36 protein-coding genes are annotated in these 25,206 nt (G+C 71.5%); 8 read left to right on the top strand and 28 right to left on the bottom strand.

Annotation, left to right across the window (positions count from 1 at the left end; translation table 11 throughout):
* Positions 1 to 22 precede the first annotated feature (22 nt).
* From ACIP93_RS33760 to ACIP93_RS33730, 7 genes are all read right to left on the bottom strand, one after another.
* Entirely contained in the window at positions 23 to 1,819 is a 1,797-nt protein-coding gene (locus ACIP93_RS33760) for a hypothetical protein (protein ID WP_401765404.1), read from the bottom strand.
* A 292-nt stretch (positions 1,820 to 2,111) separates the two neighbouring features.
* Positions 2,112 to 2,777 carry a hypothetical protein gene (locus ACIP93_RS33755; RefSeq protein WP_401765401.1) on the bottom strand — a complete coding sequence of 222 codons (666 nt, stop codon included), beginning with the start codon at positions 2,775 to 2,777 and terminating at the stop codon, positions 2,112 to 2,114.
* 347 nt (positions 2,778 to 3,124) lie between these two features.
* Positions 3,125 to 3,766, bottom strand: a complete 642-nt coding sequence (locus ACIP93_RS33750) for a hypothetical protein (RefSeq protein WP_401765398.1) — start codon at positions 3,764 to 3,766, stop codon at positions 3,125 to 3,127.
* Positions 3,767 to 3,876: 110 nt separating this feature from the next.
* Complete coding sequence (locus ACIP93_RS33745) at positions 3,877 to 4,107, bottom strand: hypothetical protein (RefSeq protein ID WP_401765395.1); 231 nt, start codon at positions 4,105 to 4,107, stop codon at positions 3,877 to 3,879.
* A 29-nt stretch (positions 4,108 to 4,136) separates the two neighbouring features.
* Complete coding sequence (locus tag ACIP93_RS33740) at positions 4,137 to 4,691, bottom strand: hypothetical protein (RefSeq protein ID WP_401765392.1); 555 nt, start codon at positions 4,689 to 4,691, stop codon at positions 4,137 to 4,139.
* A gap of 224 nt (positions 4,692 to 4,915) precedes the next feature.
* Positions 4,916 to 5,275 carry an HNH endonuclease gene (locus tag ACIP93_RS33735; RefSeq protein ID WP_401765390.1) on the bottom strand — a complete coding sequence of 120 codons (360 nt, stop codon included), beginning with the start codon at positions 5,273 to 5,275 and terminating at the stop codon, positions 4,916 to 4,918.
* Between the two features lie 98 nt (positions 5,276 to 5,373).
* Entirely contained in the window at positions 5,374 to 5,823 is a 450-nt protein-coding gene (locus ACIP93_RS33730; RefSeq protein WP_401765387.1) for a hypothetical protein, read from the bottom strand.
* 239 nt (positions 5,824 to 6,062) lie between these two features.
* Here ACIP93_RS33730 and ACIP93_RS33725 point away from each other — a divergent pair, with 239 nt between their 5' ends.
* Positions 6,063 to 6,275, top strand: coding sequence for a hypothetical protein (locus ACIP93_RS33725; RefSeq protein ID WP_401765384.1), 213 nt, complete (start codon positions 6,063 to 6,065; stop codon positions 6,273 to 6,275).
* Between the two features lie 164 nt (positions 6,276 to 6,439).
* Here ACIP93_RS33725 and ACIP93_RS33720 read toward each other — a convergent pair whose 3' ends face one another.
* From ACIP93_RS33720 to ACIP93_RS33620, 21 genes are all read right to left on the bottom strand, one after another.
* Positions 6,440 to 6,916 (bottom strand): hypothetical protein, encoded by a 477-nt coding sequence (locus tag ACIP93_RS33720; RefSeq protein WP_401765381.1) that lies wholly within the window; start codon positions 6,914 to 6,916, stop codon positions 6,440 to 6,442.
* 97 nt (positions 6,917 to 7,013) lie between these two features.
* Positions 7,014 to 7,352: a hypothetical protein gene (locus ACIP93_RS33715; RefSeq protein ID WP_401765378.1), complete on the bottom strand. Its 339-nt coding sequence runs from the start codon at positions 7,350 to 7,352 to the stop codon at positions 7,014 to 7,016.
* A gap of 88 nt (positions 7,353 to 7,440) precedes the next feature.
* Positions 7,441 to 7,743, bottom strand: coding sequence for a hypothetical protein (locus tag ACIP93_RS33710; RefSeq protein ID WP_401765376.1), 303 nt, complete (start codon positions 7,741 to 7,743; stop codon positions 7,441 to 7,443).
* 128 nt (positions 7,744 to 7,871) lie between these two features.
* On the bottom strand, positions 7,872 to 8,348 hold the full coding sequence (locus ACIP93_RS33705; protein WP_401765374.1) for a hypothetical protein: 477 nt from the start codon (positions 8,346 to 8,348) through the stop codon (positions 7,872 to 7,874).
* Between the two features lie 250 nt (positions 8,349 to 8,598).
* The gene (locus ACIP93_RS33700) at positions 8,599 to 8,937 is read right to left on the bottom strand and encodes a hypothetical protein (protein WP_401765371.1); all 339 of its coding nucleotides are present in this window, start codon (positions 8,935 to 8,937) and stop codon (positions 8,599 to 8,601) included.
* A 178-nt stretch (positions 8,938 to 9,115) separates the two neighbouring features.
* A complete protein-coding gene (locus ACIP93_RS33695; protein ID WP_401765368.1) occupies positions 9,116 to 9,415 on the bottom strand; it encodes a hypothetical protein in 300 nt (99 codons plus the stop codon).
* An 86-nt stretch (positions 9,416 to 9,501) separates the two neighbouring features.
* Positions 9,502 to 9,837, bottom strand: a complete 336-nt coding sequence (locus ACIP93_RS33690) for a hypothetical protein (protein WP_401765366.1) — start codon at positions 9,835 to 9,837, stop codon at positions 9,502 to 9,504.
* 97 nt (positions 9,838 to 9,934) lie between these two features.
* Positions 9,935 to 11,317: a DNA cytosine methyltransferase gene (locus ACIP93_RS33685; protein ID WP_401765363.1), complete on the bottom strand. Its 1,383-nt coding sequence runs from the start codon at positions 11,315 to 11,317 to the stop codon at positions 9,935 to 9,937.
* A gap of 131 nt (positions 11,318 to 11,448) precedes the next feature.
* On the bottom strand, positions 11,449 to 11,832 hold the full coding sequence (locus ACIP93_RS33680; RefSeq protein WP_401765361.1) for a hypothetical protein: 384 nt from the start codon (positions 11,830 to 11,832) through the stop codon (positions 11,449 to 11,451).
* A 66-nt stretch (positions 11,833 to 11,898) separates the two neighbouring features.
* Positions 11,899 to 12,747, bottom strand: coding sequence for a hypothetical protein (locus tag ACIP93_RS33675; protein WP_401765358.1), 849 nt, complete (start codon positions 12,745 to 12,747; stop codon positions 11,899 to 11,901).
* Between the two features lie 67 nt (positions 12,748 to 12,814).
* Positions 12,815 to 13,642, bottom strand: coding sequence for a hypothetical protein (locus ACIP93_RS33670; protein ID WP_401765355.1), 828 nt, complete (start codon positions 13,640 to 13,642; stop codon positions 12,815 to 12,817).
* Positions 13,643 to 13,763: 121 nt separating this feature from the next.
* Positions 13,764 to 14,009, bottom strand: coding sequence for a hypothetical protein (locus ACIP93_RS33665; RefSeq protein ID WP_401765352.1), 246 nt, complete (start codon positions 14,007 to 14,009; stop codon positions 13,764 to 13,766).
* 154 nt (positions 14,010 to 14,163) lie between these two features.
* Entirely contained in the window at positions 14,164 to 14,421 is a 258-nt protein-coding gene (locus tag ACIP93_RS33660; RefSeq protein ID WP_401765349.1) for a hypothetical protein, read from the bottom strand.
* 90 nt (positions 14,422 to 14,511) lie between these two features.
* Positions 14,512 to 15,048: a hypothetical protein gene (locus ACIP93_RS33655; protein WP_401765346.1), complete on the bottom strand. Its 537-nt coding sequence runs from the start codon at positions 15,046 to 15,048 to the stop codon at positions 14,512 to 14,514.
* A 154-nt stretch (positions 15,049 to 15,202) separates the two neighbouring features.
* Positions 15,203 to 15,637 (bottom strand): hypothetical protein, encoded by a 435-nt coding sequence (locus ACIP93_RS33650; RefSeq protein WP_401765343.1) that lies wholly within the window; start codon positions 15,635 to 15,637, stop codon positions 15,203 to 15,205.
* 184 nt (positions 15,638 to 15,821) lie between these two features.
* A complete protein-coding gene (locus ACIP93_RS33645) occupies positions 15,822 to 16,046 on the bottom strand; it encodes a hypothetical protein (RefSeq protein ID WP_401765340.1) in 225 nt (74 codons plus the stop codon).
* On the bottom strand, positions 16,043 to 16,252 hold the full coding sequence (locus ACIP93_RS33640; RefSeq protein WP_401765337.1) for a hypothetical protein: 210 nt from the start codon (positions 16,250 to 16,252) through the stop codon (positions 16,043 to 16,045). Before ACIP93_RS33640 ends, ACIP93_RS33645 begins: the two co-directional genes overlap by 4 nt.
* Positions 16,253 to 16,309: 57 nt before the next feature.
* Positions 16,310 to 16,672, bottom strand: a complete 363-nt coding sequence (locus tag ACIP93_RS33635; protein ID WP_401765334.1) for a hypothetical protein — start codon at positions 16,670 to 16,672, stop codon at positions 16,310 to 16,312.
* A gap of 142 nt (positions 16,673 to 16,814) precedes the next feature.
* Positions 16,815 to 17,585 (bottom strand): hypothetical protein, encoded by a 771-nt coding sequence (locus tag ACIP93_RS33630; RefSeq protein WP_401765331.1) that lies wholly within the window; start codon positions 17,583 to 17,585, stop codon positions 16,815 to 16,817.
* A 92-nt stretch (positions 17,586 to 17,677) separates the two neighbouring features.
* On the bottom strand, positions 17,678 to 17,932 hold the full coding sequence (locus tag ACIP93_RS33625) for a hypothetical protein (protein ID WP_401765328.1): 255 nt from the start codon (positions 17,930 to 17,932) through the stop codon (positions 17,678 to 17,680).
* Between the two features lie 146 nt (positions 17,933 to 18,078).
* The gene (locus ACIP93_RS33620; RefSeq protein ID WP_401765326.1) at positions 18,079 to 18,369 is read right to left on the bottom strand and encodes a hypothetical protein; all 291 of its coding nucleotides are present in this window, start codon (positions 18,367 to 18,369) and stop codon (positions 18,079 to 18,081) included.
* Between the two features lie 263 nt (positions 18,370 to 18,632).
* Here ACIP93_RS33620 and ACIP93_RS33615 point away from each other — a divergent pair, with 263 nt between their 5' ends.
* From ACIP93_RS33615 to ACIP93_RS33585, 7 genes are all read left to right on the top strand, one after another.
* On the top strand, positions 18,633 to 20,435 hold the full coding sequence (locus ACIP93_RS33615) for a hypothetical protein (protein ID WP_401765323.1): 1,803 nt from the start codon (positions 18,633 to 18,635) through the stop codon (positions 20,433 to 20,435).
* Between the two features lie 193 nt (positions 20,436 to 20,628).
* Positions 20,629 to 21,933 (top strand): hypothetical protein, encoded by a 1,305-nt coding sequence (locus ACIP93_RS33610; protein WP_401765320.1) that lies wholly within the window; start codon positions 20,629 to 20,631, stop codon positions 21,931 to 21,933.
* 127 nt (positions 21,934 to 22,060) lie between these two features.
* Positions 22,061 to 22,423: a hypothetical protein gene (locus ACIP93_RS33605; protein ID WP_401765318.1), complete on the top strand. Its 363-nt coding sequence runs from the start codon at positions 22,061 to 22,063 to the stop codon at positions 22,421 to 22,423.
* Positions 22,424 to 22,509: 86 nt separating this feature from the next.
* Positions 22,510 to 23,529 carry a hypothetical protein gene (locus ACIP93_RS33600; protein ID WP_401765315.1) on the top strand — a complete coding sequence of 340 codons (1,020 nt, stop codon included), beginning with the start codon at positions 22,510 to 22,512 and terminating at the stop codon, positions 23,527 to 23,529.
* A 175-nt stretch (positions 23,530 to 23,704) separates the two neighbouring features.
* Positions 23,705 to 24,175: a hypothetical protein gene (locus tag ACIP93_RS33595; protein WP_401765312.1), complete on the top strand. Its 471-nt coding sequence runs from the start codon at positions 23,705 to 23,707 to the stop codon at positions 24,173 to 24,175.
* A gap of 96 nt (positions 24,176 to 24,271) precedes the next feature.
* Positions 24,272 to 24,598 carry a hypothetical protein gene (locus tag ACIP93_RS33590; RefSeq protein ID WP_401765310.1) on the top strand — a complete coding sequence of 109 codons (327 nt, stop codon included), beginning with the start codon at positions 24,272 to 24,274 and terminating at the stop codon, positions 24,596 to 24,598.
* 116 nt (positions 24,599 to 24,714) lie between these two features.
* Positions 24,715 to 25,167 carry a hypothetical protein gene (locus ACIP93_RS33585; RefSeq protein WP_401765308.1) on the top strand — a complete coding sequence of 151 codons (453 nt, stop codon included), beginning with the start codon at positions 24,715 to 24,717 and terminating at the stop codon, positions 25,165 to 25,167.
* Positions 25,168 to 25,206: the final 39 nt, after the last annotated feature.

Raw genomic sequence — 25,206 nt, 5'->3', positions numbered from 1 at the left:
CGCCGGATGCACGATCGGGGGACTAGTTCAGCAGGCCGCGCCTCCGGGGCGGGTTGATCGGCTCGGGCTCGTAGAGGGCCAGCAGTACAGCCTCGGCCCGGTCGGGGGAGTCCATGCCGCGCGCCTTCATCACCTTCTTGGACTCGATCTGCACGTATCCGCCGGTGTTGTGCAGGAGCTTCGGGATGACGAGCTGGCGGCCGGCCTTCGCGTCGACGCGTAGCCGTAGGCGGCCGAGGCCCGTAGAGGGGTCGGGCTGCAGAAGGCTTCTGGTGGCGAGCCACATCTCGTCGCGCTTGCGCCACGGGCGCATGATGGCGCCGGGATCGTCCTGGGAGGGCGACTCGGAGACCATGACGCCGACGATCTGCGCCTGGTGGCGGCCGGTCTCGGCCCAGCGCTGCAGCATGGACACGGCGCCGTGGCCGATGCCGTTCTTGTCGACCTTGACGCGGACGGGGTGCTTGGAGCCGATCGCTGCGGCGAGGCGTTCCGCGGCGTGGATCTCTTCGAGGACCTTCTCGGCGACCACGACCTGCGACTCGTTCGTGGAGCCCGAGGAGGCGTGCCGGCACTCGACGGCGTCACCGATCGAGCGGTAGATGGTGAATTCATCTCCCCCGTCGGCCGCGACGTCCACGCCGAGCCGGATCCAGGCCCCTTCACGGACGGTGTGGGTGGCGGTCTCCCCGTCGAGGCCGAGGTCGCAGGGGCGGACCCAGCCCTGCCCGGTGGGGTCTTCTCTCTGCTGCGCCTCTTCGACCCAGGTGACGGGGATCGCGAGGCCTCCGCCTCCCTTGGGGAACCGTGCGTAGACCTTGGCCTGGACGTAGGGGTGGTCCTCGCCGTACTCGTTGATGGTGCGGGTGACCCAGTCCATCGACGGCAGGTGGTTGGCGAGGGAGTGCCGGCGGCCCTTGGTGGGTGGGCAGTCGTTGCAGTAGGGCACCTGTTCGTGGGTGATGGCGGGTGAGTCCATGGTGGCGATCGGGATGGTGACGGTGCCGGGCAGGGCGGGGTCGTCGCCTTCGCGGCACAGTCCTTCGAACCATGAGTTCTGCTCGTCGGCCGCGGGGTTCCCGATGGCGAGCATCGCGGCCTCACCGGTGAGCAGGTTGTTCGTGCCGTTGCCGATGGTCTTGGCGATACCGCCGGCCTCGTCGACGACCAGGAGGAGCTTGGGGGTGCCGTGGATGCCCTGCATGGCGGCTTCGTCGTTCGCCGGGGCGGTGAAGCCGTAAGCGACCTGGACGTCGTTGCCCCACTGGTCGGGGATCTTCCACTGTGTCGTGTCGCAGTATCCGGGCAATCCCGCTCGGGCGATGGTGCGCCGGATGTGGGGCCACAACTGGTTCCTGACCTGCCGGAACCGCGTCGCGGTGGTGACGATGACCATCGTGCCGACCGGGTTCGTCGCCCCTGCCCAGGCCACCAGCCGAGCCGCAATCCAGGTCTTGCCGACACCGAAGCCTGCCGGTACGGCGGTTCTGGTGTGGTGCGGGACGGCATCGACGATCTCGCGCTGGCGGCTCCAAATGCTCTCGCCGAGAACGTCCTCGATGAAGCCGCTGGGGGTGTCGTGCCAGAGCCCGTACGCAGAGCCGGTGACCCGTTCGACCTCCCGCATGACGTACGGCCGCTCGCGGGCGCTGATGTCGTTCTTGAAGGCGTGGCGGCGGGCGGAGACCGGGGCGCGCAGCAGGAGGTCCGCGATGCTGGACGCGTCGCGGGAGACGACGCCGGGCCTGTGGGCGTTCTGCAGCTCCTGGCGGGACGCGGCCACGCGGAGACTCGAGGGCGGGGGCTGCGTACGGGACATGCGCCCGAAGGTGCCGTCTGCGGGGATCTAGTGTCGCGGCCTGGCCGAACGGTCCATGCCCAGACCGTCGGCCAGGCCGCGAGTTCCGGCACTGCTCACTCACAGGAGGCGCCACCCGGGGAACGGGATTGGCAGGGTGTGCCGGAAGTTGTGTCGGGCGGCGTCCCCGCTCCGGGGAGGTGGAGCGGGGACGAGCCCTTGGGGGGGGTGCGCGGCTGGAGTGCTTTCCCCGGGGGGACTCGGGGTCAGAGGGCCATCCGCACCCTGTAGTACGTCGGGGGGCCCGATTCTGTTACACCCCCGGCGGGATCGGGCCCAGGTTGGTGACGTCCCAGCGCAGGGCGTCTTGCCAGCGCTGCGCCGACTCGTCCATGGCCCGGTAGAGGTTCACGGCGGTGACGGGCGTCGTCTGGAACGTCCACACGGCCTCGTGAGGCTCTGTGGGGGCTGTGAGGGGCCCGGAGGGCCTGCTCCCGGCCATCCATCGCGCGACGGCGTCCTGGGCGAGCTTGCGTGCCCGAGCGGTCTCGTCGGGCTCCTGGGGCGTAGGCCCGCGGCCGGGCCCCGAGGCGGTGGCGTCGGCAAGGGAGTCGGGGTTCGGTTCCCGTCGCGGCTGCAGCCGGTCTTCGAGCCGCCTGGCCTGCTTGAGGAGCTCCAGGACCGCGGCGACGGTGGAGCAGCCGGCGCAGGGGCAGTTCTCGACGGTGCGGGAGTCGGCGGTGGCCGGGGCCGGGTCGACGTCGGCTCCGGCGTTGTAGGCGGCGACGAGGTCCTGTTCTTCCTCGGCGCGCAGGATCGCCCGGCGGAAGACCTCCATGTCCATCTCGGCTGTTGCCCGCTCGGCCGGGGTGAGCCGGTACCAGGCAGGGAGTTCCCGGCCGTCCGCCTCGGCGAGGAGGCGCCGCGTCTCGTGGAGGTGGCGGGTCAGGTTCGGCGGGAGCATCGTGCGCCGGGGCATGGGTCGCGTCGTCATGTCAGGGGGAACGCCGGGCGGCCGGATTCTGTGACACCCCTGCCCCTCTGCTGCTGCGCCTGGTCCGCTCGACCGCTAGCAACTTCCGGTACGCGCCGATGCCTGAGCGTCAGCGAAGGCATCGGAACTACTTAATGGTGGTACTTGATCTTGTTACTAAAGGGGCCCAGCCCGCCGGGAACCGGTTCACCGGCGCCCCAGTTCCCGGGGACCGGTTTACCGGCGACCCAGTTCCCGGGGACCGGAAACCGGTCCCCGGGACGACCTGCGGTTATGCAGCAAAAAGACCGGCCCCGGTGATGCTGGGGCCGGTCTCGGATGCAGGTGCGGTGCTACGCGGAGGCGCTTCGCGGGATGTAGAGGCCGTGGCGCTTACGGGCCGCGGTCCGCTGCTTGTAGATCAGCTCCCGCTCCACGCCGGCGTGCTCGGCGATCCGCTCGGGTGACCATTCGTACGGCGCCTCGGACAGGGCAAGCACTGCCTCCTGCATGTAGCGCACGGCGACGTCGCGGCGGGCCCGCGCCCAGTACACGATGTGGGCCTTCTCGAGAAGCTGCGCTTCGGCGTCGTCGACGCGCCGGATGCCGTTCTCCTCGGCGATCCGAACGAGGTCGGCGTTCGAGTCGGTCTCTGGCAGCGGGTGCATCTTGTCGCCGAACATCGCGCGGGCCAGGGCGTAGCGGTAGCTGGTGTTCGTGAGGCCGACCGTCTTGGCCAGGCCGAGGCGCTGCTCGTAGAACCACAGGTGCGCGAGCGCCTGGTCCCGCTCGTCGATGTACGCGCCGAGCGTGGCGTCGGCCTGCTTGAGGATCTGGGCGGCCTTGACGATCAGGTCGTCGGGCTGCTTCGTGATCAGGTCCTCGGGCCTGTGGATACCGAGCTCCTGAAGGACTTCCCGCTCGGCGTCCTTGGCGATCTTGGGGTAGTCCGGGGCCTTGATGCGCGGGCCGTAGTTGATTCCAGCCTTGGGCATGGTGGCTGTTCTCCTCCAACTGTGGCGCGGGTCTGCGCCGGCTGCGGTGACTGGGGCAACCCCATGCCACCGCAACGACGAGAACAGTACACCAAGGGAAAAGCTGTTTGTCAGGGGGCCCGCAGCAACACGGGCACTGACCTGCAACGAAGCGCGGCGAACGCCACGCCGCCCAGCACCAGAACCCACCCGTTTCCGTCGCGTACGTACTCCTGGCCCGAAGCTGGGTTGCTGGGGGTGTCGGTGGCCGCGATCCGGCCGAAGCCGAGATTCGGGCCCTGCGGGATCCGCACGGCCCACAGCCGGAACGGGCCCAGGCCCAGCCCGCGAGGAGCGCGCACGCGGCGCTTCAGCACAACACGCGGGCTCATCAGCGGCCCGCCGACCCGCCGGGCTCCTTGGCCTTGTCGCACTGGCGCGCGGCCCACTCCTTGCGCGGCATCAGGGCGAACATGCACACGCTCACACGGCCGATGACCAGACCGACGCCCGACTTCCGCCCCGTCCCGTCGTACCGCACCCAGTCGAGTCCGACGACCGGCACTTTCCCTGTCCGCGGTGTGCGCTGCACCCCGACGGTGAACCGGCCGAAGTCGAGGAGGCGGGACCGCTCGACAGACCGGATCAGCAGAGCTCCGAGATAGGACATGAGCAGCACAAGGCAGAGGTACACGACGGTCATGGCCGTCGAAGTGAGCCACCACATGATGGCGGTGGGTACCAGGGCCACGGCCCACTCGGTGATGCGACCCCTTCTTTTCGCCGTCCAGAACGGCAGCCGGAAGCGGACAGTGCCGGGAAGGGTCTCGTAGTCGATGCGGCTGTCCTCGTCCTTCCACGAGAGGTGCGACCGCGACTTCTCGGAGTACGACGCCTCGTGAGGGCCTTCGTGCTGGGCCAGGCGCTGGCACTGCCACCGGCTCATCCTGAAGCCCTCCGGGACGGCGGGGCACTGACGACGCCGCTTCATCACCGTCCCCAAGAAAATCAGCCCTTCAAAGGCCGTACCGAGGAGCAGACCTTCACCGGCCCCCGAGAGGACAGCAGACATCCAGTCTGGGCCCGTTGACGTGCCGTCGCGGCGGGCCCGCTTACGCGACGTGAGGGGCACGTACGTCTCCTCGCCGGCCCGCGCCCACAGGCGGCGCCTCATCGGAGGACCGTCATGGTCGTGGAGCGCATGCCGTCAGGTGCGAGCCGGTACTCGCTGCCATCGGCGTACCGCACTGCAACTTCGCCGGGGAGCTCCGGCCGGCGAACCTTCCACCCGGCCTCGTACGACTCCCGCGGGTTGTCCTCGAACCACGAGTTGCATGCGGTGCACGCCAGCAGCAGGTTGTGAGCCTGGTTGATCCACTCCTCGCGGGCGCCGCCCATGCCGCGGTTCACGCGGTGGTGGATGGTCAGGCCCTCCCGGGTGCCGCAGCGCACGCAGGTGCCACCGTCCCGTTCGTAGACGATGGCCTTCACCACATCGGTCGGCCCGGTTCGCCGTCGCGCCTTCACCACGCTGGTCTCCTCGCTGCCCCGGGCGCCGGACTGCGACGTTCACGGCCCTGATGGGCGCGCCCTGGGGCGAGGCGGGGAGAGTGGACGGCCGCGGCGGCTTACGTCTTGCGCCGGGTGGATTTCCGCAGGTCGTGCATCACCGACCACCGCGGCCTGTCCGCGTCCGTACATGCCTGGCAGGACTCCAGCCACCCGTGCCGAGCGGTCTCGCGCAGGAAGGAACGGGATTTCCAGTAGAGCGACAGGTCCAAACGGGGAAGGCCGAGCGCGAGTCCTCCCCAGACCTGCGGCTGGTCCGGACAGTAGGAGGCCACCACGCGTCCCGTGCCGCGCCACATCGTGCGAAGCGTCCGCTGCCACTGACCGAACCGCCGATGCTCACCCGGCCCGTAGTAGGCATCCCGCGTCCAGGTCGAAGCGGACACACACACCTCGACCGGCATGTTGCCGGTGTAGAACGTGCGCGAGATCAGCCCGTCGCGGCCATGCCTCTGGAAGCCGAGGAACGTGCCCGCGGGCAGACGCCAGAAAGTGAAGTTCTTCATCATGGCGGCGGACCGTAGGCGGGGGACCGCCTACGGTCGCGCGGTACGCCTCAGCATCAGGCGCGGCCGAGGAGCCGGACGCGCGTCAACCCGGTTGCAAGGGCTGCATCCCCGCCGCTGCAGGGCCCAGAGGGGAAGCCCAATGAGGTCTCCGGGCGGCAGCCTCTCGCAGGGCCCACGGGCCTGAACTGGCCCTGCAATACTGCTACTCCGCCCGCCGTGACCGTAGAGAGGACTCGCTGATGTCCGGCAATGAAGCGTACGTGACGATCTTCGGTGTCGTCGGGTTCTGCCACCTGGTGGCCGCGTACATGACCTGGTCCCGGCGCGGCCGGTGGGAGGCTGACGCCAAGCGGTGGAAGGGCTGGCTCGGCTGGTTCAGTGGCCAGCGGCAGCTCAACGCGGAACTGGCTTTGAGCGTCCTCTTCCTGGGCTTGGCCGCCGTTCTCACGTAACGCGGCTCGGGGCGCGTAGGGGCTGCGATCCGAAGAACCCGAGCTCCCGGCCGGCCGCCACGGTCGTGGAGCGCACCCCGTCGGGCGTAAGCCAGTACCGCGACGATCACGGTCCTGATGGGCGCGCCTGGGGCGAGGCGGGGAAGGTGGACAGAGGTCGTGCCTTACGTCGCGTCGCGTCCGGTCGGCGGTCGTCGCCCATCGGCCTCGCACGCCGCGCACGGCGCCCGGTAGTGAGCCTGCCTGGCCTTCACCTGCGGAAGGAAGTCGTGCCAGCACAGTGAGAGCTGGACGCAGGGGAGCCGAAGATTCAAGGCGATCCAGTGAGGCGGCCGGTCCGGGCAGTAGAAGTCTCTGGTCCATCCGGTGCATCGCCACATGAACGGCAGAAGCCGCTTCCACGTTCCTGGGGCGCGCGCTCCACGGCGTCCGAAATCCGCATGAGGGGCGAGGGTGGCGACACACAGGTCGAGCCCGCCGGGCATCAGCCTCCACCCGTACAGCCGCCACATCCGGATGGTGATGCCGTCGTTGTTCTGGGGCGGATGCAGTTCGCGCCGCAGCAGCAGCGAACGGAAGCGGTACACCTTGACTTTTGCCGCGGTCCACGGCGTTTGAATGTGAATGTTCTCGTCTTGCACGGCGTTTCCCGTTCTGTCCCGCGCGCCGGGCGGGCCGGGAGTGGCGCCTCGAGTGAACGGGCGGGAGCAAGGCGGGACCATGAGCCGCCCGACCGTCTTACGTCGCGTTCAGGACCTGGTGGAACTCGGCCCAGGTGGTGGTCCCGAGGATGTCCTCGGCGAACCCGGCGAGGGTGTCGGCCCACAGGGCGTAGGGAGTGCCGCAGCGCAGGTACGTCAGGACCAGGAGGTCGACGACGATGTCGTCGTCGAGGACCTGGAGGGTGGCGCGCCGGGCGTCGGCGGGCGCCGCGGCAAGCCGCTCGTACTCCTCGAGCCGGACGAAGTAGTCGGGGACGGCCGAGGTGCGGGTGCACAGGCCGGAGTCGACGATGTTCCGGGCGCGGGCCGCTAGGCCGGCGATCCGGGTACGGGGCGGTGCGGCAGTCGGGAACATGACCGCGGACCGTAGGGACGGGCGCGGCTACCGTCGCGTGCTGCACCTTCGAGGCCCGCGCGAGTACCGCGTCACCTCAACTGGTCTCCTACTCTTCGGCGCCGTACGAGCTGATCATGAGGTGAGCGAACTGGGCGTCGAGGAGGACCTTTCGGGCCTGGGCCGCCTCGGGCGGAAGGCTCTCCCGCGCGTACGGCTCCAGGAGTTCCACGATGGCCCAGAAGTGCTGCCGTCGTGCCGCTCCCTTGCTGGACCGCCACGCGTCCAGGCCTGCGGACATCCGCGCCTCAGCAGGGGTTGGAGGGTTCGTCGACTCCAGGAGGCGGTCGTGCAGTGCGTACAGGTCGAGAAAGACGCCCGCCATCGTCGGGAGGATCATCAGTTGCGCCATGCGCTCATTCTCCGGAGGCCCGCGACTTGAGCGTCGGCGGCACACGCACCCGATGGAGTGCTCCCGCAGCAGGTGCGGTGACGCGATACGGGCCCGGGGCACCACGTCACCGCACCTCTGCCCGTGGGTCAGGCCTTCCGGTACTCGGCGAGCGCCCGCTCGAGGGCGTCGAGCATGATCACGCCGTCCTCGATCTTCACGTAGGAGATCGCGAACGACGTGAGGCCGTTCTTGAGGACATCAACGTAATACTCGGCGTACGACGGTTCGTCCTCGTAGCTGTACTGACCGGGCTTGGCCTGGGCGAACCCGCCGGGCCCTTCGTCGAACCAGTCGACGCCCCAGACCTCTTCCATGGCCTTGCTCAGGGCCGCTTTCGGGACGTCCTCGAACTCGATCGTGGCGCGCCCGTGATCATCGAGGCAGGCCTTGCCCTGCCCCTCGCCGGGCGTCTCCCAGCGCAGGGTCGGACCGAAGCACCGGCACCGTGGGTCGGAGGTGCTCAGTGCGGGGAACGCCGCGGTGAACGCTTTCTGTGCGGCGAGCTGCTGCTCATCCCAGTTCATCCGCCAGTTGTCGATTGCCTGCATGACGTGCGGTCGCACGCTGCTCCCTTCTGCCCGCAGCGCTGGGCCACCGGGCGGTGGCCGCGGGGTGCGCGGCGGGCAAGGGCGCACCCTGCACGTAGTGGAGGGCTTACGTCCGCTTCCAGGTGGCGGCCGGTCACAGACGGCCGGCTGCGAGTGGTGACCGGTCGCACGACTCCGTACCGCGGGAACCACCCCTCCGAGTCGGCACGACTGCGCCCCTGCTGGGAAGTTGCCCGGCAGGGGCGCAGCGATGGGGCGGGGCGGGTCAGGTCTCGAGTCCGCCGGAGCCTGCCGGGCACTCGGGGTCGAAGATGTTGCACGTGGTTCCGGACGGGTCCGGCGGCATCGGCGCGGTGGGCTTCGCGTCCGGCGCCGGGTCCTCGGTGGGGCCGGTGCTGGGCGTCGGGTCCTCGGGCGCGGTGGGCGTCGGGGTCGGCTTGGGGTCGGCCGCGGTGCGGGTGTCCTGGACGAGCAGGCACAGAAGGAACACGGTGAACAGCACGGTGACGACGGACGTGGCGAGCGTGACGTACACCAGGCGTAGGCACTTCCGGCAGGAGATGGTGCACGCCGGCGACTTCGGGCAGGGGAGCGGGTCAGACACGGGGGTCCTTCCGTACGGGAGGTACTGGGCCCGCGGACGGTGTCGGAACCGGGAGGCTTGCGTCGCGTTCGAGGCGTACGGAGGATCCCCGCGTAGCGTGTTTCTGGCCGCGCCCTGCCCGTACGGGCGGCCGCGGTAGGCCGGGCGGCGACGGGCGCAGAAGGGGCGGCAGGGCGTTCTACTGGGGCGGTTCCTTGCCCGCGATCCGGTTGAGGTCGACGTCCAGGGCGGCAAGGTCCGGCTGTTCGAGGATGTCGCGCATGGCAGCGTCCCGCATCTCCGGCTTGTAGGCCGCCGTCACCTCGTCCTCGGTGACGCCCAGCCCGCGCGCGAGCTGGGCGGTCTGCGCTGCATCGAGGCCGTCCGTCGTGGCGATGGCGGACCAGATACGGAGCTTCTTCTGTGCCTCCTCGTCCAGGTTCCAGCCCATCGCGCGGGCGTGGCGGATCATCCATTTGTAGAACGTCTCGGCGGTCATCAGTCTCCGATCTCGAAGGGGTCAGGCAAGAGGGGCGGGTGCGCCCGGGTCAACGATCTCCCGGTCACGGCCGAGGGGCGGGCCGTTCACGAAAACGGCTGGGACTCGTTCTTCAGCGCGGCGCCGGGGCGCGCCAGGGCGGCGGGCACAGCGCCGCCCGGCGGGGTCGGCTGGTGCACGGTGATGGTCGGGGCGAGGCGGTCCACGACGGCCGCAGCGAGTTGGTGGCGCAGCCCCTTTTCGTAGTCGGCGCGGAGCGGCGGGGTCTCGGAGATCCACCGCCAGGCGGCGCGGTCGATCTGCTGCTGGACCGTGACCGGCTCGCCGTCCACGGTGACCGTCGCGGTCAGGACGACGATCGGGCCGAACGGGTTGACGAAGGGGAAGTCGTACACGGGGCCGGATGGTTCGGGGGTGCTCATGCCTGGGGGAACGTCGGGCCGTGGCGGGCTGTTACAGGGTGCGCGGGAACGGCGGCGGCCCCCGCCGGGTGGGGCGGGGGCCGGGGCGTCGTGGTGGTCAGCTCACCAGGTCGTAGCCGTCGGGTGGGGAGAGCAGGTCGTCCATCTCGTAGAGCTGGGCGAGGTAGTCGCGCACCAGGGCCTCGCCGAGACCGCCCAGCACGCCGGACAGGACGATCGCGGCCATGACGGGGGAGACGACGTCGGCGGCCTGCTGGAACGCCGAGGTGCGGCTTCCCTGCCAGGGGTAGGAGCGGCGGAACCCGACGAGGAGACCGGCCTCCGCCTCGGTGAGGCGCAGGCCGTCGCTCTCGCGCTTCCAGGTGCGGGACTTGCCGGTGAGGCACCAGGACGGGCCGTCGGCGGAGAAGGCGTTCCCGCCCTTGGCGCGCCCCGTGGTCGGGTCGACGGGGCGGTTTCCCCGGGTGTTGACGCGCTCGCCGGGCTGCCAGCCGAGGGCCTGTGCCATGGACGTGGCGGGGAGCGGCCGGATGCGGCGGGTGGTGGTGGGGGTGAAGGTGCGGGCGGCGATCATGTAGACGCGCTTGCGGCGGGAGGGCAGGCCGTAGTCGGCGGCCTCCATGATCTCGCGGTTGGTGTAGTGCCAGTCGGCGCACGAGAACTCGGTGGAGAGGTCGTCGAGGATGTCCTCGGGCAGGTTGCTGGACTGCTCCATCGCCATCCAGCGGATCGGCGCACCGGCGGCCTGCAAGGCGATCGGCCAGATGGCGACCTCCAGCATGAGCGCGATGCGGGGGTCGCTGACGGCGGCGGCCATCGTGCGGACCTCGTCCCAGGTGGCGCCGGAGCGCGGGGCGAAGCCGTCGCCGTGGCAGCCCTTGCCGTCCGGGTCGTCGGGGTCGCACTCGCACTCCTCGCCCTCGTCGCTGTGGTGCCAGTCCATGGGGATGAACCCGGCGGTCTCCCCGACGTAGGCGATGGCGTCGCCCAGGATCTGGATGTTGCTGGCGTCCAGGCCGGAGAGCTTGCCCGCCGGGGAGAAGGTGGGGCACGGGGGGCTGATGATGACGGCCGCCGTGTGGCGCAGCGCGATGTGCTCGGGGTCCAGGGTGGTGATGTCGGCGCAGATGCGGCGGTGACCGGCCTTGCGGGCGGTGGCGCAGGCGTCCGGGGAGATGTCGACGCCGATCGCGTCGACGGCCACGCCGAGGACGGCGGCGATGCCCTCCGACCAGCCGCCGGGGCCCGCGAACAGCTCCACCACGCGGATCGGGTCGCCCGGCAGGGGGGCGAGCAGCCACTCGGCGGGCCACGGGTTCGCTGCGGCCTCCAGGACGGCGTAGACCTTGGGCGGGATGGGGCGACCGGCCGTGCGGGCGAGGGTGGCGACGTGAACGGCGGTGGCGACCGCTGGGGGCAGGATCCGCATCTGGTGTTCCTCTTCTTCGTGGGCCTCGTCGGCGGTGCTCTCCACCAACATCACGAATAGTACACCAAGGGAAATGCAGTGGTGTGTGAACAGGGAAAACGCACCCCAAATTTCCTCCGGCGGTGCGTTCCCAGGCGGTGTCCGCAGCGTTCGGCGGCGGGCCGGACGCAGCGGGCCGGCCGTCAGCCGAACGCAGCGACGCGCGCCCGAGCCTCAAGCACTGCGGCGGCGGCCTCGACGTCGGACCACAGGTCGACCCCGGCACGCCGCAGGTCCTCGCCCAGCTCCACGGCCGTCGGGTCGTCGCCCCCCTCGTACTCGGCGATGTGCTCGGCGACCTTCGCGCGCAGCGTGAGCAACTCGGTCTCCACCACCAGGAGGCGGCGCAGCAGCGCCGGGAGCGCCGTACGGCAGTAGGTACCGAGCCCCTCGGTCGTCTGCCGTCCGGCGACCGTGTCGGCATGCACCTCGGCAGCGTCCAGGGCGACGGCGAGCGACCCGTGGGAGCCCGGGCGCAGCAGGCGGTCCAGCTCGGCGAGATGCTCAGGTGTGGCGGCGTACAGCACAGAAAGGCTCCAGTTCGAAGAACGGCGCGCCCGGGCGGTGTGGGCCCCGAGCGCGCCGGAAGAGGGTCAGCGGGTGAGCTGCGGGGCGAGGGAGACCAGGAAGTCGACGCCGACGCCGTGGATCTCCACGGACGCCGGGCTGGTGTCCCGGACCCGGGCAGCGGGATCCAGCGCGGGCGCGGCGTACCCGTACGGGCCGGGCCGGGTACCGAACGCGATACCGCCCTGCTCGGTCTGCTCAACGTCGACGCGCTGCGCGAGGAACGCGGCCATGCGCCGTTGCAGCCGCCCCCGGACGTGACGCATGGGCCAGGTGGTCGGCTCGGCGGCCCGGGCGGGCAGGAAGTGCGCGGCGGCCCGCTCGACGGCGCGCACCGGCCCCTCGATCTGGACATCGCACATGGGGTTGTGGCCGTGCAGGGTGGCCGAGTAGCGAAGCCCGCTTGAGGACCACGTGACGGTCGACGCGTTCCGCAGCAGACCGCCCCGCTCGTACGTGGCGACGCCCTGGGCGCGCATGGCGTTGCCGATCTCGTAGAGCAGCTCCAGGCGCACGCGGGCGGGGTCGTCCGCGCGGGCGGGGGCGGCTTCGTCATCGAGGACGGGCAGCACCAGGCGCAGCACCTCGCGGGCTATCTCGGCGGGGGCGACGGTGGGAACCGTGAGGTCCGGCCGGTACGGCTCGCGGTCGGGGAGCTGCCACCCGATCTCGGTCTCCGACGGGTGCGCGACCAGGACCAGGGCGCGCTTGCCGTTGACCAGGCGGGCGCCCGGGTACCGGGCGGCCCACCAGGGGAAGTACGGCTCGACGGCCCACGGTGCGCCGGCGCGCGGGGGCAGCAGCGCGGCGACGTGCTCGGCGAGCGCCCGGGCGGGGCAGACGGAACGGGCCGGGGCAATGACGGGCGGGGTCATGACGAGGGCCTTTCGAGGGGGCCGCGCCCCGGCGGGAGGGGCGGGGGCGCGGCCGGGCGGGTGAGGGTCAGATCAGGTGCGCGGCGGCGGACAGCAGGAAGTCGATCCCGACCGAATCGACTTGGGCGCAGACCCGGGTGCCGTCGTCGACGGGGTCGCTGAGCTCGGCGCGGGAGGGCAGCGCGATCCAGCCGTACAGGTCCTGGTAGCCGCCGAACTCGACCTCGTCGGCGCCGATCGGGCGGAGCTGCGGGAACCGGGCCGTCATGTGGCGCGTGAAGGCGCTCCCGGCGTCCGTGAAGGCGTCACCGCCCCCCGGGGGCAGCAGGACCGGCAGCGCACCGTACAGGCCGCTCAGGGGGCCCTCGTAGGTCAGGCAGTAGTTCGCGCCGGTGCGGTCCGGCCACACGGCCCACTCGGCGCCGCTCGCGGCCGTCCACTCGATGCCGGGGCCGTCGGGCCGCTCCGCACTGACGGGAACCGCGCCCCGGTCGATCAGGTCGAACCCGAACTCGGTCAAGGCCGTGCCCTTGCGGTGGAGGGCGTTGCGCCGCCCCTTCTCGGCCACGGCCGCCCAGTACGCCTCTGCGTCCAGGTCGGGGAGGATCCAGCGCACAGCGCGGGAAGCGAGCACGGCGACGGAGGCCGGGTCGTTGGAGTCGACGACGGCGTCCGGGGTGACCGGGAAGGTGTCGGGCCGGTCGGCGTACAGCTCAACCCGGTTGCCCTCTTCGACGACGAGCAGGGCGTGGCGGCCGTTGGTGAGCCGGGAGGCGGCGGCGTGGTTGCGGATGCCGAAGGGGGCGGGGCCGACCGTCCACGCCCTGCCCCGGCGGACGGGCAGGAGGGCGGCGAGCGGGGCGGCGGTGGCCGCGTGGGCGATGGCGTTGGTCACGGGTGTTCCTCGCTTCGTGGTGGGTCCGGCGCGGTGCTCTCCGGCCGGGGTATTGGGCGGTGCGGACGGTGCTTGCGTCGCGGCCGACGGGTTGGGGTGGCGCAGCCGGGGCGCGACCGCGCTACGGGCGCTCGTCGTCGTAGTTGTGCCGGGCGCGGGCAAGGATGGCCTCGGCATCACGGCCCGTTTCGTTGGGCAGGTGGTCGGCGAGGTGCAACAGGTCGCTGATCAGGTCGCTGATGCACACGCCGCTGTGCGCAGCGGCGTACAGGTCCCACGCGGGCCGGGCGTCCTCGGCGAGCCGGGCGGCCGACGCGGCGGTCGGGTCCTCTGTGATGTCGTCCCCGGGCGTTCCTGCGGTGGTCATGGCCACGTCCTTCGAGGTGTTCGGGAGGGGGCGCACCCGGGCCGGCTCAGATGTCCGGCCCCGGGGCGCCCCGGGCTGGCGTCGCCCCGGGCATACGACCCCGGGCGACGGTGGACAGGCAGAAGAAGGGGGTGAGAGTCGCGGCAGCCTGCCGTCAGCCGGTCCTCGGCTCGACGCCGTGGACCGCGTCAACCAGCTCGGCGCCGTCCTCAACGGCCACGTAGGTCTCGTACGCCTCCTGGACGGCCCGCTTGTGGTCGTCCACCAGGAACGAGGCGGCCCATCCGTTGTAGTTCGGCAGGCGCGCTACAAGCCGGGCGACGGACGCGTCGTCGTCGTCAGCCAGGGTGTACGAGGCGGTGACCACCAGGTTGTCGTTCCACGGGTCCCACTGGCCGGTGAGCAGGATCATTGCGGTACCTCTCATGGGGTGTCGTACGGGGGGCGCGCCCCGGGGCCGGTTCAGATGTCCGGCCCCAGGGCGCGGCGGTGTGAGATCGACTCAGGGGCCGACGCACGCGCGGATCGCGGCGGCGCAGCGCTCGGCCAGCGTCTCCAGGCCCTCCGAGGCGGACGAGGCTTCGAGGTAGACGCCGTCGTCGTACTCCCTGATGTGCTTGGGGAGCTCCGGGTGTTCCGGGAATCCGTCACACACGAAGCGGTCGTACGCGATGCACAGGTCGCCTTCGTAGTCGACGAGGAGGGTGAAGGAGCTGGTGAACGGCCCAAACACGGTTCCGGTGACGCCGAAGAAGCCCGACTCCGCGCCCCACTCGGAGCCGAGGAGGTGCGCCGTGGCACGGGCGATGTCGGAGACGCTGAACGGGTACTCCGTGCCGGGTGCCGGGGTGTAGGGGGCGCTGTCGTCGGCCGGGAAGACCACGCAGTCGTAGCCGTCGCACCCGCACGTCATGGCCTCCCCCAGCGCCATGCCGTGCTTGCAGTCCGTGCAGTTCGCCCACGCGCGGACGGTGGGCCGTACGTCGTGGCTGCCGCACGCGGTGCAGGTGAGGGCGTGCACGACGGTGGTGGTGCTCATCAGGGGTTCCTCGCTTCGTGGTGGGGCCCGGCGTGCTCTCGCCGGGTAGTACGCGGGGCGGGGGGATCTTGTGACACCCCCGCCCGGCGGGGCGGGTGGGCGGCGGTTGCCGGGGCGCGGCGGGGGTGCCGCGCCCCGGCGGGGAGGGGGCCGGTCAGGCGGCGTTGGCGGCGGCCGGGCGGCCGACGCGGAGCGCGGCGAGGAAGTCGGCCACCTCGTCGTTCTTCGGGGTGAACCCGGAGAGGGCGACGGCGCGGATGTCCTCGCGGGTCCACAGGGCGGCCGGGACGACGCGGTGGCGCTTCATGCGGGCCAGGTCTCCGGTGCGGGAGATGGTCAGGCCCTTCTTGCCCTTGCGCTTCTTCGTGGCGGTGCCCTGGCCCGACTCGCGGCCCAGGCTCCGGGCCTTCTTGGTGAGGGTGGCCGCGTAGTTGTGGGCGACGAGCGGGGTGACGCCACCGGCCATCAGGTGGGCGGAAGTGGGGGCGGGACCGGCTGCAACGGCCTTGACGGCGGCGCGGATTGTGCGGGTGACGCGGGCGCGGTTGCGGAGTTTCGCGGCGGCGCGGCGGGCGTGGGCAGAAGCCATGGGGTGTTCCTCGCTGTTCGTGGTCTGTGTCGGCGGTGCTCTCCGCCAACAAGAGAAACAGTACACCAAGGGAAACGAGAGGGGAACCCATGACCCGAAAGAATCAGCATTTCCGCAGATGAGAACGCGCCCACACCCTGCATGAGGGGTGGGCGCGTTGGTGTCGGTGTACTGTTCTCGCCGTCTAGAACAGGGCGTCATCCTGGGGTGCGGGCGTGCCAGCCGGCCCACGGGGACGGGCAGGGCGAGGGGCGGGCGGCTCGTCCCCGAACAGCGCATCGGTGCCGTTCGCGTGCGCCACGGCCTTCACCCGCCGGGCGACGGCGCGGGCGTCTACCAGGTCGAGCGGCGCGGCCGGGTCGAAGTCGGCGCGCCGCATACCCGTCCAGTCGACTCCTGCCGCGCTCACGCGTCCGCTCCCCGCTCGTTCAGGTCGATCACGACCGTCGCGCCCCCGGCCTCGTCGGTCACGTCCAGCACGGGCGGCCAGGTGTCACGCTCCGCGTAGCTCTGGAGCTGCTCGTACGCCTGCTGCGCGGCCTCCAGGGGAGACGACGCCTCGAAGTCGCTGTACCAACTCACGCGGTAGGTGGTGGGGTTCGGGGTCTGGGGCACGGGTTCTCTCCATTCGTGGGCGGGCCGGGGCGCGGAGTGCGCCCCGGCGGGGGGCTGTCAGCTACGGGGGCGGGTGTCGGGCAGGTTGCCGACGGCGGACGCCACCCCCAGCCGCCACCCCTGGGCGATCTGGGAGTGCCAGGCGGCGCGGACGAAGTCGGGAACCTTGAACCCCAGGTGCGTACGCGGCGCGCCCGGGTGCGGGTCGACCGGCTCCGGCTTCGCCTCCGGGGCGAGCGTGGCGATGATGCGGACGGCGGCGGCCGTCTCGACCCACACGCCGTGCTCGTGACCGCGCGGCCCCTTGAGACGCCATTCCGGATCTCCTCCGTTCTGCCCGAGGTAGGTCATCTCCCAGATGACCCCGTCGGGGCCGGTCACGGTGTGCGTGACGCGCGTGCCGGGCTTCAGGGGGGGCAAGGGTGAGCCCGGCTTCCGCGAGGGCGTCAGAGAGCCGCTGGACGTGCCGGGCGGGGATGGAGCGGGGAAGGACGGACACGGGGAACCTCTCCTGGGGAAGGGGCCGGGGCGCGCCACGGTGCGCGCCCCGGGGGGGCGTTGGTCAGAGGGCGTACTCAACGAGGGCGCAGTCGTCGCACAGACGCGCCTCGGAGCCCCGGCAGTCACACCGGGAGTCCTGCGGGACCCACCGGCGGGTGTCCTCGTCGAACACCGCGTCTCGGATGTAGCCCTGGGCGTCGCAGCTCTCGCAGCAGCGGGGGCACAGAGTCACGGGCGGGGACACGGGGGCGAGTTGCGCGGCGACGGCGCGCACCTCGTCGGCCTTGAGCGTCGGGGAGTGGAGACCCTGGGGGTAGAGGAGGTCGAACACCGCGCGCTCCAGGGCGACCAGGTCGTCGGCCCAGGCGTTGGCAGTGGTCACGGAGTGGTTGGCGGCGAGCGCGGCCCACGTCTTCGCCCACACCTCGTGCGGGCCGTGCGTGGCCTCACGGATGAGGCCGACGACGAACGAGACGGGGATGCCGAGGGGCGCGCCGTACGCGGCGATGCAGCGGGCATCGTCGGCGTCCATCAGGGCGGCGGTCGCGTGGAGTGCCTGGCGCACGTCGATCACGGGGGGCACGGGGGCAGCCGGCGCCACCGTCACGGGGGCCGCGTCTGCCGGTGCGGCGGGCCGCTCACGGCCGGCGAGCGCCCGGCGGGCGACCTTGCGCCCCTCGTCGGTCAGGGCTCGCCCGTCCACCCACCGGCGGGCGTGCAGCTTGTCCACCGTGAACTCGTCGGTGTGGGCCGGGATGCGGTGCTGGTCGTCGTCCAGTGCCGCGATGAGCATTGCGGCCTGGTACTCGGTGGGCTCGTCGGTCGTGGCCATGGCGTTCTCCTCGGTGCGGTACGGCGGCAAGGGGGGGGAGGGTGCCGGGGCGGGGCGCGTACGGTCGCGCCCCGCCCCGACGGTGCGAGGGATCAGTAGCGGGGCAGGTGCGCGCCGGGGCCGCACTGGCGGTTCCCCATCGCCGCGCAGTCCCACCCGGACTCGTCCTCTTCGATCCGGCCGTCGCGGTTGTCGTCGCCCGTCTTGGTGCGCTCCTCGGGCTGGGTGGTGCGGTCCTTGGGAATGAGGTCGTTGGGGGTGATGTCGGACGCTCCGAGGGCGCCCAGACCGCCGAGGACGAGTACGGCGGTGGCGGCGGCCAGGGTGCGGGCGAGGAAGCGCTTCATGGGGTGTTCCTTCACTTCGTGGTGGGGTCCCGGTGCTCTCCGGGGCCGTGGGCGGTGCGCCCTGCGCCCGTTCCGGCAGACAGCCGGCCCAGGGGCGGGGCGCACCGCCCGCCGAGGGGGTGGCGGCGGGCGGTGCGCGTCTGGGGTTACGCGGTGAGCGTGTCGCGGTACTGGTCGAACCAGCGGTCGATCATCTGGGGGGAGCTTTCGCCCCGGAGGGCCGAGGCGTACGCCTCGGAGCGGTCACCGGCGATGACGATGATCAGTTCCGCTCCCTCGATGGCGCGGGTCTGCAAGTGCAGTTCCTCCAGCAGGTTTTCGTAGGTGGCTTCCCGGGTGAGGGCCAGGCGGTGGACGGCCGCGCCGTCCGTGTCCGGGGTGGTGACGATCGCCAGGAAGAAGTGGAGCTGAGGGGCCTTGTCGAGGGAGATAGCCATGGGGTGTTCCTTCGCTTCGTGGTTGAGCCCCGGTGCTCTCCGGGGCTGCTGAGAAGAACAGTACACCAATGGCAATCTCGTGCAACCCCCCAATCTCAGATTCCTAAGAAACAGCAGGTGGAAACCCATGAACTGAACGCCTTGCCCACTCCCTCGTTTCCCCGGGTTGACTATTTCACCGGGTGGGCTGTACGTTCAGGGCACGCCACTAAGGCAGGGCCGGGGCGAGCATCCCGGCCGGACCACGAAACGAGGAGCACCCCATGGCCACTGAGACCCCGACGACCGGCATCAAGAACGCCGACGAACTCATCACCCTCGCAACCGCGTTCGGCCTCACCGTGACGGTCGAAACGACCGACCGCGAGACGCTCACCTCCTACGTGGTGCGCTTCGCCATCCCGGTCCCCACCGCGTACGCCGGTACCGAACTGGGCCGCACCATCGCGGGCGACACCATGACGCTCCTGTGGACCAAGGCCAAGAAGAAGGGCGCCCGGGGCTGCCTGGTGGACGCCACCGTCTGGAGCGTCTCCGACCACCGCAAGGTGCGCACCCTGCGGGACGTCACCGCCGCCGTCGACACCCTCGGGCACAGCTCCGTCAAGTACGCCCGTGACGCTGCGCCCCTGCCCGAGGACGTCGTCGACGCCCCGCACGCCGTATTCGTCGACGGCCACCAGGTCCACGCGGGCATCCCTGCCGAGCACGTCCGTACCGTCGTGAAGAACCGCCGCTTCCGGGGCTGGCTCGTCCACCAGGACGCCGACAAAGCCATCTGCTCCGACGACCGCCGTTACGTCCCGGTACAGCCGGCCGCCGTCGAGGAGACGCCCACCCCGACCGCCGACGACCGCCAGCACGTCCGGATCGTCAACGACGGCCCCACCGAGATCATCCCGACCCGCCAGGCCCTGGACGAGATCAACGCCGCGATGATGCAGCCGGAGGTGAAGCGCACCGTCAAGCGGATGTCCGCAAGCAAGTCGACCGCCCACATCGTCTACCGCGACGGCCGGACCGTGTACCTGCGCCCCGCCACCCCCGGCGACACCTTCCCCACCCCCTCGGAACGCCCCACCGACGCCGAACTCACGGGCGACATCGACACCGAACTCGCCGCCTACTACGCCGAGACGTTCGCCGCCGTCGCCGACGGTTCGGCGCTCCCCGTCCGCGCCGACATGCTCCGCCCCGGCATGGACGTGATCCACGCGCACATGGGCGAGACCCGCACCGTCGCCACCGTCACGGCCTACGTCGGCCCCGGCGCACCCTGGGTTCGCCCCACCTGGACGTTCCTTGGCCACGACAAGAGCACCACCGGCAGCACCTTCCCCCCGGACATGCACCTGATGGTCACCCGCGCTTCCCTGGACACCGTGTTCGGCACCACGACCGCCCCCATCGGGAGCGGCGAAGAGACAGCGGCCGTCCTTCTCGGCAAGGGTGAGCGTTGGGCGAAGCACTTCCGCGTGTTCGGCCGAGACCCCCGCGTCGAGAGTGTCGACAGGGCCGACGCTCTCGCCCTGATCATGTGGGCGCGCCGTGAAGACTGGCAGTGCTACCGCGCGGACGCGGGCGGCGTGAACCTGGAGTCCACCACGGGCGAGTCGTCGTACTGGCTGGAGCCGCTCGACGAGGAGCAGCGCGCGGCCGAGGCCAACCGCATCCGCACCGAAGCCGCCCGCACGGCGTACGCGCACGGTGTCCGGCTCGAAGCACAACAGCTCGCCACGAACCAGGTGATCGAGGAGCGGGCCCGCGAGGCGCTCGCCGCCGCCCTCCACCCGGAAGCCGCAGAGGGGCGGGCCGGTTTCGTCTTCCGCACCAACCACCTGGCCGTGTGCCTCCGGGGCGTCACCTTCGAGGGCGACGACTGGCCCCTTCTCACCGAAGCGCTCCGGCTCCACCTGGAACAGGAGGGGTGGTTCGTCGAGCCCTCGCGGTCCTTCGGGGTGCGCATCACCCCGCCCGGCGACCTCGTCGAGCTCGTCCGCGAGGCGTGGAGCCGCAACGTGGCCAACGCGCACGGCCAGGCACTCGCCGAACGCGCCCACGCCTGACCCTCCAGGCGTCGCCCGGCCGGACGGGTCGGGCGGCGCCCCTGGGCCCCTTACGCGCACGCGCGCGTGTGGACGGTCCAGAAAGTCCAGAAACCGCGTCAGCTTCCCCCCTGGAGGCGACGTAAGCCGCGTCCGCGCGGCCCCTTGTCCGGCGAGAGCACGCCGGACCGAACCACGAAGTGAGGAACCCCTGATGTCGACTGCCACACAGCGCGCCGTTGAGATGGCCCGCCTGGTCATTGCCGCCGCCCAGCAGGACAACGCCTGTGTTGTGACCAGTGACCTGGTGGACACCGTGATGAAGTCGTTCGCCGACACGGAGCACGGGAAGGCGAACACGGCGACCGTACGGCGGTTGATCCGCGCCTACGCGGCGGGTACGGATGTCCGCGTCATCTTGACCGACGATGAGCGGTACTGGGCGATCCGGGAGCAGCTCCACCACATGGGCGGCGACGAGGTGCAAGCGCTCTGCGACAGCATCGCCGACGGTGGCGACGACGACCCCCGCGCGTATGACCTCGTGCTGATCGGCGCCCTCTCCATGCGCCTGTCGAAGCGGTTTCCCCCGCGTCGTCTGGACGAGGTCGAGCCCGTGTCCATCGGCCTGTGGAGTGAGCCGTGCCCCCCGGCCGTCGAGGAGCAGCCGGCGCCCGCCGAGACGCCCGTACCGGTCGACGACGTCAAGGCCCGCCGTTGGGCTGAGGGGTTCGCGGCGAAGTGGTGGGCGGAGCAGCACACGGAGGAGCCCACCGACTCGGCCATGTCCGCCGCGTTCGCCTACACGGTGAAGCCGCCGAAGCCGGAGGCGTACCCGCTCATCCGGGCGTCCATCGCGGAGATGACGCCACCGGCCGCCGCAGCGCCCTTGTTCGCCGTGCTCGCGGCGCACGAGGCCGTGAGGGATGCGTCCCTCAGCCCTTCCCCGCGCGATCTGCGCACGGTCATCCGCCACCTGGAGACGTTGCCCTTGGCCGCGCCGGTCAGCCTGCACCGGGAGATTCGAGAGGCACAGAACGCCGTCGAGGAGGCATGGGAAGCGATGTTCGCCCCCCGCGCCCGTGCCACCCGCAACGCCGCCCACGACAAAGCCCGTACGGCCATCGAGCGGGCCCGCGCGGTGACCCTGGCCGTTGCCCCGAACGCTTGCCAGATGCGCGGTACGGACATGCCCGCCACGGCCGAGGAGATCCGCACCGCAGCCCTGGCGTACAACACGGTCGAGGGTTCCCCCGAGGAGCTGTCCGCCGCCGAGACCGGTACGCCCACCGTGCGGGTGCACTGCCGCAGCGACACCGGCACCGGCTGGACTGTCACTGCGCGGATCACCGCCGGGGTGGACTCGCCCCTGGGGCACATCCCCGCGCACCCGCCCATCGTCGTGAAGTTCCGCAAGGTGGACGGCCGTCTGGACGCCGCCGCCAACGCCCGGCGGGTGTTCGGTGCCCTGTTCCGCGTCGACGTCCCCGTCGAGTACGTCGCCGACCGCCGCGCCTGACCCGTCCAGCGCCGCCCGGCAGACGTCGGGCGGCGCCCAGCGCCCGTCTACCGCCCTGTCAGCGGTTTCCCGGTCTCCTTGTGCCCCGGGGCGCTGCGGGGCGCTCCCAGAAAGGTTTCAGCCCGTCATGCCCCTGCCTCTGTGGCTTCGTTCCCAGCTCCCCGCCGAGTCGCCCACCCGTACGTTCGTCGCGTTCACCGACGCGGTGGCCCGGCTGCTGGAGCTGCCGCCCGCACCCCCGGCCGAGGTGTACGAGCGCCGGTACGACACAGGCCGCGTCTGGATGGTCTGGCGGTTCAAGAACGGCGGCGCGTCCCTGTTCCTGGAGAGGCCCTACGGGGAGTTCCGGGACGGCGTGACCGTGAACGTCCAGTGGCACCAGTCGCCGGACCCGGAGGTAGTGGCCGCGATGGTCCGGGAGTACGTGCGCCGAGGACGTCGTGAGCAGCGCCGCCGGTGCTGGCTGGCCCGTCTGCTGCGCCGGCGCTGAGCGCGGCCCCGTAGCTCCGGCCCCGATCCCGTGGGCCGGTCACCCCGCGGCGGAGAGCACCGCCGCACCACGAAGGAGAGAAGCGCATGAGCGCGCACGTTGAGATCCCACGACCGTACGAGTCGGCCCCGGGCCGGTTCACCGTCGACCTGGTGTTCCCCGCGCAGTCCAAGCGTCGGGCGACGGAGCACCACGATGTGGCGTGGGCCCTGGCCGACGTCCACGGCCTGGAGGCGTCGACCCCGTACAAGGTGAACCCGCGTTGGTCCGTCTACGAAGAGAACTGGGGCAACAAGGAGCGGCACGGCTGGCAGGACATGCGGCGCCTCACGGTGCAGGGGCCCGCGCGAGAGCTTGCCCGGTACCTGGTGGCCCTGGAGCGGGTGGTGGAAGCCGTGGAGGCCCTGGCGACGCGGGCGGTCCGCGTATTCGGGGCGTGGAAGCGGTCCGTGGCCGCGGAGGCGCATGTGGAGTACGAGGACGCGTCCACCCTGCGGGTCCGGGCCCGGGGGTTCCGTGCGGACGTCCTGCACGCCCTGGTGCGGGGTCTGGGCGCCCGTCGGCGGCCGGCGGGGGAGCGGGACACTTCTCGGCCGTTGTGGGAGCAGTACGGGGCGGTCGCCGGGGAGGTGTGGGAAGCCGCGGGCGGGGTCGACCTTGAGCGGGCCGACGACAGCGCGGTAGCGGCCCTCATGGCGCGGATGGTGCCCGCGGTCGTCGCCGAGGCGGAGCGCCTGGCCGTCTTGGAGGCTGCCCGGGTGGAGCGGGAGCGCCTGGAGGAGGAGCGGGCGGAGCTGTTCCAGCGGGCCGAGGCAGCCGGAGCGCGGGAGGCTGCCGAGGCGGACGCCGAGCGGTACGCGCGGGACGGTCAAGGGGCGCTGTTCGCTGTGGCGGAGGCCCGGCCGCCGCTCGTGGTGCCCCCGCCCATCCCGGTGAAGCCGCGCCGGGCGCCCCGCAAGCGCGTGCCCGTGGCGGCCCGGTTCCCCGAAGGGACCACGCACATTGCGATCAGCCGGGAGCAGGTGGAGCACTTCCACCCGGGCATGGCGGCCGCCGTGTGGCCGCAGGTGAGCGCGGAGCGCCGGCGGTACGCCGCCGCGGCCTGACAGCTCCCTGCGGCCGGTAAGGCTCCGAGGTTCCCCCTGATAGTGAGCCGGGGGGAATCTCGGAGACGTTATCTGCGCGATTTACTGGCAACCACTTCTCTTCATTGCCCTTGGTGTACTATTATCTGTGTTGGCGGGAGAGCACCCGCCAAGACCACGAAGGAGGAACACCCCTATGAGCGTTGCCACCATCGAAATGGTGATGAAGCCCTGGTGGGAGCTGGCCAGGGTGTACGGGGAGCCGCGCACGGTCATGCACCACGCCAGCAGCTCAACCACCGTCCCCCGCGAGCAGTACGAGGCGTACGCCTTCAACATCGCGGGCGGCAAGGTCCTGCGGGAATCCGGGGTGCGCGCCGAGAACGGCACCTGGGCCCTGACCATCCGACTCGTCGAGTACATCGAGCCCGTCACCCTGCGGACCCGGTACGCCCTCGACTTCTGGACGGTCACCCCGGGCGGTAAGTGGTACGTCGCCGACCACGACACCCGCGCGGTGATCGAGGGCATCTACGACCACGCCGTGCGCATCGAGGCCCTGCGGCCTTCCATCCCGAGGGACGCCGAGCGCGTCGGACGCGGCACGGCCGCCTACTACGACGTCACCGACGTCCACGGCCCGGCCGCCGACTTCTACGTCTTCTAACCGCCAGTCCTTCGGTCCCTCGCCGGGGCGTGGCGCGTACGTCGCGCCCCGGCACCACCCCCAGCCCGTCGCACGCTCCCCGAGGAGAACTCTGCCGTGATCACCGCTACCGCCGTTGAACGCCCCATCTACCCGGAGTGCCGCCGCTCCTGGATGCAGGACCACGAGGCGCCCACCTGCCCCGCGTGGATCACCAGGCGTTCCATCTACCGCGCCGAGTGCGCCGAGCTGGAGGCAGACAACGCGCTGCGCGCGATGACCAGCGACCGCGCGGCGCTGCGCTACTGGCACGCCCGCCCCGAGGAGCGCAACGCCCAGCACGCGACCCTCACGAGCCAGCGTGACGCCGCTTGGTCGGAACAGCGCGTGCTGCTCGCTCAGGGCGCCGTCTGCACGTGCATCGGCCCGGACATGCCGCGGTGAGCGGTCACGTGCACCGCACCGCGTAGCGCAACCCCCCGCCGGGGCGCGACCGTACGCGCCGCGCCCCGGCACCCTCCCCCCCTTGCTTTGACCGACTACCGAGGAGAAGCCTCACCATGTCCAAGCACGTTGATATCCGCGCGGTCGCCGAGTCGTCTGGCCTCCAACTGGGTGACCTGGTCGAGTACGACAGCCGCACCGTTCAGTTCTCCGACGGCCCCCAGGCCGTACCGGGCGGACGCGGCCGACTGCGCGACGTATGGGCCGCCGACGGTGAAGCCGTTACCCGCGTCGAGCACGAGGACGGCACCAGCGGCACGCCCCTGTTGGTGGACCTGCGCCCCGCCGCCGAGACACCGGCCCGGACCGTTCCGCCGGTCGCCCCGGCCCCCCGCACCGTCACGGTCACCACCGAATTCATCGGCCGGTCCATCCCTACGCGTCTGCGCGCGGCCGGTGCACCCGGCGCGATGAAGCACAGCAGCACGGCGGGCGCACTGCGCTGGGTCCTCCCCGACGGCGAGGAGCTCACCCCGGGCGAGGCCGCCGCACGGTTCCTGCGCGACTGACCGCCCCGCTCCGGGGCGCGGCCCGTGCCGCGCCCCGGA

Source organism: Streptomyces sp. NPDC088745 (genome assembly GCF_044751045.1).
Classification (GTDB): Bacteria; Actinomycetota; Actinomycetes; order Streptomycetales; family Streptomycetaceae; genus Streptomyces; species Streptomyces cremeus.
The sequence above is the reverse complement of the archived record's forward strand: the minus strand, read 5'-3'. Positions and strand labels throughout refer to the sequence as shown.